Here is a 7,894-nt window from a genome sequence, read left to right on the forward strand (position 1 = left end):
AGTTGCTCCATGAGCTGGCGCTCGCTGCGCACCGTGTAGAGGACCTGCAACAGGAGCGCTCGCAACAGCCTTTCCGGGGCCACCGAGGGCCGACCGGTATGGGAATAACGGGCATCGAAAAGCGCCGACATGCTGGCCAGGATGGCGTCTACCAGAACCCGCAGCCGGCGCAGCGGGTGCTCCGCGGGAATCCGATCCTCCAGGCTCACGTAGCTGAACATTGCTCCCTGCATGACATCGGCACCGCGCATCGTTCCTCCCGAAAATTAGGTTCTATCTTTCAGACCCAAGTCTGCCCGCTTTCCCGCATCACGCCAAGGGCGCGGACTTTCTCACCATCCTGTTAGGCCGGATGGCAGGATTTTTATTCGAGATTCCGGACATTCTCTGTTTAGACGTGGTCGTTATTGAAGCGAACTAATGTTCGAAAAAATTTTCATATTGAACGATAGTTCTATATGATGTGGGAATTGCCGCCAGGGCTTTTCCATGAACAAAGACCACCTCTATCTGGCAAAACTGCGCGACTACTACGCTAATACTGGCGTTTTTCCGCCATACTCCGGAATTGCAAAGCTGATCGGGATGCGTTCCAAAGGCGGCGTATCCGCAATGGTCAAACGCCTGGCAAATGCGGGATATTTGGACGTGACCTCCGATAGAAGGATCAAGCCGCAGAAATCCTTCTTTGAGCGAGAACTCTTCGACTACGTCCAGGCTGGATTGCCTCAGTCTGCTAACGACACATTGGCCGAGCCGTACAGCATCGATGAGTATCTGATCAATACCCCTTCCAGAACCGTTTTGCTGACGATCAAGGGTGACTCAATGATCGATGCGGGACTGATGCCTGGAGATGTCGTCATCGTCAAAAAGGGGGCGCCGGCAAAGGCGGGCAACATTATTGTTGCTATCGTCGATGGCGAATATACGGTGAAGTACTTGGAGGCCCGCGACGGTCAATACTATTTGCGGCCCGCCAACAAGGCTTACCCGGAAATCTATGCTCGGGATCACCTGGAAATTTTTGGTCTCGTGGTGGGCAGCTTCAGAAAATACTGACCGGGTGAAGACATGATCGATCATCAATTTGGCGGCGCTTGGACAGAACAGAAGCTGGAAGCGTTGAAACATTACCTGACCGCTTATCGCCTGATTTTTACCCAGAATGAAAAAGCCCGGTTTTTCAAAACCATCTACATCGACGCGTTTGCTGGGACGGGCGAAAGGAAGACCGCGGATGTGTCTGACGAGGCTAGCCTGTTCGACCCTGAAGAACTTCCGGAACTGGACGCGTATAAAAAAGGCAGCGCCAGAATTGCCTTGGAGCTTTCTTCTCCGTTCGACGAGTACATCTTCATCGACAAGAAGAAAGAACACGCGGCTCAGTTGGAGTCGACCATCGAGAGCGATTACCCGCAACTGACTTCACGTTGCAAAGTGATGCAAGGGGATGGCACCAAGCTGCTTGCCGAGATATGCCGCAACCGTGATTGGAAAAAGTCCCGCGCAGTCGTGTTTCTAGACCCTTATGGGATGAATATCGAGTGGGCATTGTTGAAACAGATTGCCGATGCCAAAGCCATCGATCTCTGGTTGTTATTCCCTATGGGCATGGGGGCAAATCGTTTATTGAAACGGGATTCGACACCGCCACAATCGTTTTCGGAAAAACTGACACGAATGTTCGGGACACCCGAGTGGCACAGCGCTTTTTACAAACCTTCAGTTCAAGGCGATTTTTTTTCAGAAGAAATTTCTTTAATCAAGGATGCCTCTTTCGATCAGATTGGTGAGTTTCTGATAGGGCGTCTTAAGTCCATCTTTTCCGGCGTTGCGCCCACCACGAAAGCACTCTTCAATTCCCGGAACAACCCTATGTACTTACTGTGTTTTGCTGCGGGGAACCCGATTGGGGCACCCACGGCAGTGAAGATCGCCAACCACCTTTTGGGCAAATAACCATGACAACAACCAGCAAAATTGAATGGACTGAACAAACCTGGAACCCAACGGTTGGCTGTACCAAGATCTCCCCTGGCTGCAAGCATTGCTACGCCGAGCTCATGGCGCAGCGTTTACAGGCCATGGGTACACACGGCTACGAAAACGGCTTCAAACTGACGTTGCTACCATCACGCCTCCAGGAGCCTCTGCAACGCAAGAAGAAAACGGTGTACTTCGTAAACTCGATGTCGGACGTATTTCATGAGGACGTGCCCTTTGAATACATCGATCAAATCTTCGAGAGTATTGCCAAGACCCCCCAGCATACGTATCAAATTCTGACCAAGCGTGCCGACAGGATGGCGCAGTACTTCATTAACCGGCCAGTTCCAGACAACGCCTGGCTGGGCGTCTCGGTAGAGGATCGAGAATACGGCGTTCCGCGCATTGCCTTGCTTCGGCAAGTCTCCGCCAAGATCCGCTTTCTATCGGTTGAGCCCCTTCTGGAAGACTTGGGCGATCTAGATCTGACCGACATTCACTGGGTGATCGTTGGTGGAGAATCGGGGTCAAAAGCACGCCCCATGCAAAAAGAATGGGTTGAGGACATTCGGATACAATGCGAAGAGGCTAATGTCGCCTTCTTCTTCAAGCAATGGGGGGGGTGGGGCGCAGATGGCAAAAAACGAGCGAAGAGATACAACGGTAGGGAATTGAACGGCCGGACTTGGGATCAGATGCCAGGACTAAACCAACAACCTTGAAGTCATCCAATAAAAAATATTACTGGCGGATTGGAGAGCCTCCACCTCCGATCGACAAACATAGCGAAACCAAGCACGCCATCATCGAGGAATACGTCAGACGCTACATTCTGACGATGATGTCGCGGGCGACCATTCCGCTACTGCAGTTGTCGCTGATCGACGGGTTTTGCGGCGGGGGCAACTACACCAGGGAATCGGGTGGTTTAGCTGACGGTTCCCCGATCCGGTTGATGCAGGCAGTTCGGCAAGCCAGAGCCGAATTAAATCTTGGCCGTCGGATACCCAGAGAAGTCAGCGTCGACTACCACTTCAACGATCTCCTGCCAGACACGACCGATTACCTGCGCTATTGGCTGAACGGTAAATTCGAAGAGGGCTGTCTGGATATAGCAGATCGTCAGCGCCATGAAATTACGACCGGCGACTTCCTCGCCGAGTTACCTCGCATGCTGCAGAAAATCAAATCCAGGCGGATGGGAGAACACGCGATATTCGTCCTGGACCAGTACGACTACGATGACATTCCATTGCCTCAGATTGCCAACGTTCTGAACCACCTCGAAGGAGCCGAAGTCATTTTGACTTTCAATATCGGCTCTTTGATCACCTATTTGTCGGACCGCGCAGCCAATCGAAAGCCATTGGCCAGAATCGGTCTTGACCAGTACATCCCGTGGGAACGTATTGGTCATATAAAGTCGTCCGAAAGGCAGTCGTGGCGAAGAGTTATCCAGCGCCATATCGCGAACGGCATTCGCGCCGAAAGCGGTGCCAAATTCATGACGCTATTTTTCGTGAAACCCCATGGGGTCAATACTTGGGATTACTGGCTCATCCATCTTTCTAACCGCTATCGTGCTCATGACGTCATGAAAACCCTGCATTGGGAACACGCGACAGAATTTGGTCATGAACTGGAGCCGGGTGTTTTCGTGTTGGGCTACGATGCTAATCAGGACTCAGACTATACCGGGCAGTCGACGCTGGTGTTTGGCGAGTCGTCGGAGGATCTCTGTGTCGATGGGGTTCGAGAGTATTTCGGCGACAGAATTTTTTCCGGGAATGGTCCTGTACTGGTCGGAGACCTGTTGCGAGAATGCGTCGGAAACTCGATGGGCGCGGAGAGCCATCTCCTTACATCCATGGGGCAACTGCATCGCTCCAAGAATATTGTCGTCTCCACGAAAGACGGCCGCATCAGGCGTCCATCCATGCATTACAACAATGACGACATCGTCGAAGCCAACCGGCAAATCATCCTCATCAAGTAACGATTCTTTCAGTTTCAAGATACTCGCGACTCATTGATGGATGCGACCGCCAGCATCAGGTCCAGCGCAGGCAAATCAGGACTGAATCAGGTCATTCGGTCCGGTGTACTCGAACGAGATTCGGTCTGCCGCACCATTCGACGTTGCCACCGTGAGACCGATGGCCGTCTGGCTGAAGGGGTAACGAACCCTGCCCAATTCTCGGTAATCGCTGCTGTAGATGACGCCTGCTTTCGGTCCAGAACCGACGATGCGCAGGGGCATCCCAGGTGGCATCGGCACGCCACCGTTCCACTGAACCGGTCCCGTGTATCCCGTGGTAGTCCACGGTGCTACGTTACCCGCTCCGTGCGGAGCAGTGAACTCCTTCCACAACTCGTGCGAGTTTTCAGTCGGCCAAGTGGGCATGACGCTCAAAGCCAGTACGGTGTCTGACGCAAGCCAAGCACGCAGCCCTCTAGCGTCGTCGAAATCTGCATTTGTCGAGACTACCGCGTTGATGGCGCCAAGCCTCGACGCGAAGCCGGCCTTGATCAGCACTGCAGCCGAGACGGACAACGTTCCCGTTTCGACCGCAGCAACGGCGCTGCCGCTGCCCAAGTTCGGCAGCTGATCGATGTCTAAGTCGAGCGGATCCAAAACAGGCGCGTGAGCCTGTGCGCGGACCCGCACGGCTTCCATTGCCCACGGCAAGTTGTAGACAAATGCATGCTCGATGAGGGACATCGCTTCGTCAGCATCGTCGTCCCCGAGCTCGGTAACCGGCGCTCCCTTCAGCCACTTTTCCAAGATTTTTCGCCAATCGAGGGGCAACGATTTCGGCTTAAACGGGGCAATCTCAAAGGCAATCTCGGCGAAGGTAATAATCGCCTGCACAGCTTCGTCGGTCTGTCCGCCGTCTACTGAGATCGACGCCTTGAGCAGCAAGGACTCAAGCTCGTCGGCCTTTTCATCTAGTTTCCGCCCTGTCTCAAGGCCAACTCCGGCGAGAAAATAGCCGCGCCGCTGCGCCGCTGTAGAACTGGTCCAGATCAGCTTGGCACGGGCCTTCAAACCGGTGAGAAGCGCCCTTTGAACACCTTCACTCTTTCGCGCGAGTCGGCGCATCAGCAGCGATGACGTCAGCACCTCATCGATCTTTGATTCGAGCTCTTCATCAGCAATTAGCGCATCCCCAAGCAGGCTGAAGATGGCGGTGTCCAAGCTCGTAAGATGTCGGGGCCAGTCTTCAGCCGCGGCCTCTGCCAACCTCGTTCGCTCCCCAGGCACCGCCGCAAAGCTCCATGCACCCTGACCTGCCACATACGCGAGCAAGGCATCGACATTCCTTGTCCCAAGCTTCTTGGCCATGCGATCCAGTAGCCAGTAAAGCAGTCGAAAGATGCCGCTCTCCATCTCACGCTGTTTGTCGCCGCGGATCAGACGCTTCCAGGCGTCTCGCCGCTTCTCGTGTTCGTCGAACATTGGGTAGAGCACCAACCCTTCGATGTCGACATATGCACGGCCAGCCCGACCGACGACATTTCGGAACTCGGACTCATCGATTGCCTCACCTTGTCTGGAATGCCCGTGAAAGATGAGACTGGTGGCCGCCAGGTTGAGTCCCTGCGCGAGGGTCGGTGATGACACCGTGAGCTTCAAAATGCCTTCTCTGAGCAAGTGCTCCACTTCCTTGCGGAACTGGGTGGGCAACTCACCATGGTGGACTGCCACGCCCATGCGAAGGCACTTCAAAATGTCGTGATCCGGGCCGAACCACTCAGCCCCAACGGCCAAAGCGGACGCGATAGCGGAGGCCGGAGGCGTAATGATCGGCGGGAGCAGCCCCTCGGTGCAGAGCTTGATGATGCGCTTAGCGAATGGCATGACCGACACACGGATCGGACAAAAGACCAGGACCGACTGACCATCTTCAATTAGACGCCACGCCGTGAAAATGCACAGGTCGGTCTGCGATCCGGGCACTATCGCTGCGTTTGCGCGATTGGATGTCCTCTTGCCGACGACAAACTGGGGAATGAACGGATGTTCGTCCCCAACCACCACGTTCAGCTGCGCGACCTTGGATTTGGGGTTCCAGTCAACCTCACCAAATCGAAGCCGGGTTGGACGCCAATCGTTCTTGATGAGTCCATCGGGCCGGTCGGCGGTGAGCCAAGCGGTGAAGTCAGCGAGTTGGTCACCATCAGGCAGGATGGCGGAAAGGCAGACGATGCGCCGGGAAGCTGCGTCAGGCCTCCGAAGCAGCCGCTGAATCTGTGCTTCGTAGCGCACCTCCCGCTCGCCGAGCCCGATCATGTGGCCTTCGTCAAGGACCACCAACCCCACATCGTCCAAGAGCGTCGGGTCGCTCCGAAGGGCGAAATCGAGCTTTTCGGGCGTCGACACCACGATGTCGCGCGACTTGAGCGTGTCGACATCGCTACTGCTGGCACCGATGCTGCCATAGAGGCTTGAAACGCTTTTGCCGAGCACACTAAACGTGCGGCGCAGCGAGACCTCTGTTTGTGCAGACAGGGCACGCAAGGGCGTGACGAAAACGACTCGCTTGCCAGTCGCCAGACACGCGAGGATGCACAGCTCTGCGATGCGCGTCTTTCCCGCACTTGTGGGCAATGACAGTACAAGGTTGGCGTCGTACTCCAGCACACGCTTAGCAGCTTCAATTTGGGACGGCCATAGCTCAATCTCCGACCGACCTCTGCATAGAAGCGAGGTGATGAACAGCTTGCGCAACGATGCCCAATCGCCGATTGCTGTACCATTGGGACCGGACACGGGCAGGATCGCGTGAAAGCTGCTGGACCAGAGGTCGTCGACGATGTACAGCGCCAAGCGATGCACCCACCACTGGCCGACGAAGTTCATGTCACCTGCAACGGACAGGCCCTGCCTGAGACGCGCCTGTCCTTCGCCAATGAGATGCTGTTCGCCCCGCTCCAAAGCGAGCAGCGTCTGGGACATCGCCGACATGAAATTGCCCTCTAAGCCAAGCAAGATGGCCTCAGCCACACCTTCGCTGTCCTCAAGGGGGGCTCCTTGACCGTCGACTTCGAAAAGCGGCCCCAAAGCGGCAATGACTTTGTCATCCGAGCCAACGCCGGATTCGAACCAGCCAGCGACCGCACGGTTCACCCCGGCAAGGTCCCGCAGCAACAGCTGTGCGAGGCATCGCTCAACGATAGACAGGTTGGCTTGCTCGAAATCCGATCTTAGAAGTGAGTAGGCGCGCGCGGAGAATCGTCCCAGGTGGTAGGCGCTGCCTGCGACCAGGCAGTGGAAGTCCCGCATCTCATCCTGCGCCCCTCGGGCAACGACTGCTTCGATGGACTCTGCCGCTACCTCGAACGCTTGCCGCGCAGTCGTGAAGTCGCCGCCCAAATCAAGATAGCGCAAGCCATGGAGCAGCAGCGAGTAGCCGAACGAAAGCAGGTCCTCCGACAGGAGCGGACTGAAATTCGGCGCATCGATTGGCAGCTCGCCCGCGCGCCAAATCATCCCGCGCGCCTGCCCCTTTGCAAGCAGCTTTTGACGGTAACCCGCCTCAACCGCTTGACTGATGGGATGGACTCCCCCGTCTTTTTGGCGCGGAATAAGCGCCTCCGGTGCTCATGGGGATGGGGATCGGGTTTCGACGAAAGGAGTCCGAAATGCATGCTACTACCGTTGCAGTGGATCTGGCCAAGAGTGTATTCCAAATCGCTATTGCAGATGGCAATTGGAAGCTTGTCGAGCAGCAGCGGCTGACCCGACACCAGTTCGAGCGCTGGTTCCAGAACCGGAGCATTGGGCTGGTGGTGATGGAAGCCTGCGGCTCCGCCCACCACTGGGGGCGCTGGCTCAATCGACTGGGCATCCCGGTGAAGTTGCTGCCGGCGGCCTACATCCGAGCGTATGTGAAGCGCAACA

General features: G+C 55.8%; 6 protein-coding genes and 1 pseudogene. 5 read left to right on the forward strand and 2 right to left on the reverse strand.

Going from position 1 to position 7,894, the window contains the following annotated elements; all coding sequences use genetic code 11:
* Positions 1-251: transposase (locus G474_RS0117495; protein ID WP_026687798.1), on the reverse strand; the 251-nt coding region annotated here is incomplete at its 3' end.
* Positions 252-489: 238 nt separating this feature from the next.
* Between G474_RS0117495 and G474_RS0117500 the strand changes: the two genes are divergently transcribed.
* The 4 genes from G474_RS0117500 to G474_RS21470 are packed head-to-tail and all read left to right on the forward strand — an operon-like array spanning position 490 to position 3,985.
* Positions 490-1,062 (forward strand): LexA family protein, encoded by a 573-nt coding sequence (locus tag G474_RS0117500; RefSeq protein ID WP_026688091.1) that lies wholly within the window; start codon positions 490-492, stop codon positions 1,060-1,062.
* Positions 1,063-1,074: 12 nt separating this feature from the next.
* Positions 1,075-1,962, forward strand: coding sequence for a three-Cys-motif partner protein TcmP (tcmP, locus tag G474_RS0117505; RefSeq protein ID WP_026688092.1), 888 nt, complete (start codon positions 1,075-1,077; stop codon positions 1,960-1,962).
* A gap of 2 nt (positions 1,963-1,964) precedes the next feature.
* Positions 1,965-2,711 (forward strand): DUF5131 family protein, encoded by a 747-nt coding sequence (locus tag G474_RS0117510; protein ID WP_026688093.1) that lies wholly within the window; start codon positions 1,965-1,967, stop codon positions 2,709-2,711.
* Entirely contained in the window at positions 2,708-3,985 is a 1,278-nt protein-coding gene (locus G474_RS21470; protein ID WP_043465136.1) for a three-Cys-motif partner protein TcmP, read from the forward strand. Before G474_RS0117510 ends, G474_RS21470 begins: the two co-directional genes overlap by 4 nt.
* A 75-nt stretch (positions 3,986-4,060) precedes the next feature.
* Here the strand turns inward: G474_RS21470 and G474_RS0117520 are convergent, their stop codons facing one another.
* Positions 4,061-7,483, reverse strand: coding sequence for a DEAD/DEAH box helicase (locus tag G474_RS0117520; RefSeq protein ID WP_084513837.1), 3,423 nt, complete (start codon positions 7,481-7,483; stop codon positions 4,061-4,063).
* 152 nt (positions 7,484-7,635) lie between these two features.
* On the opposite strand from G474_RS0117520, the pseudogene G474_RS0117525 reads away from it, so the two are divergent.
* Positions 7,636-7,894, forward strand: a pseudogene (locus G474_RS0117525) (IS110 family transposase); the annotation flags it as partial.

Origin of the sequence: Azovibrio restrictus DSM 23866 (genome assembly GCF_000429665.1) — a bacterium.
GTDB classification, from domain to species: domain Bacteria; phylum Pseudomonadota; class Gammaproteobacteria; order Burkholderiales; family Rhodocyclaceae; genus Azovibrio; species Azovibrio restrictus.

Coding starts and splice junctions, on each gene's coding strand:
- tcmP (WP_026688092.1), top strand. CDS start 1,075: ATGATCGATCATCAATTTGGCGGCGCTTGGACAGAACAGAAGCTGGAA.
- G474_RS0117500 (WP_026688091.1), top strand. CDS start 490: ATGAACAAAGACCACCTCTATCTGGCAAAACTGCGCGACTACTACGCT.
- G474_RS0117510 (WP_026688093.1), top strand. CDS start 1,965: ATGACAACAACCAGCAAAATTGAATGGACTGAACAAACCTGGAACCCA.
- G474_RS0117520 (WP_084513837.1), bottom strand. CDS start 7,483: ATGATTTGGCGCGCGGGCGAGCTGCCAATCGATGCGCCGAATTTCAGT.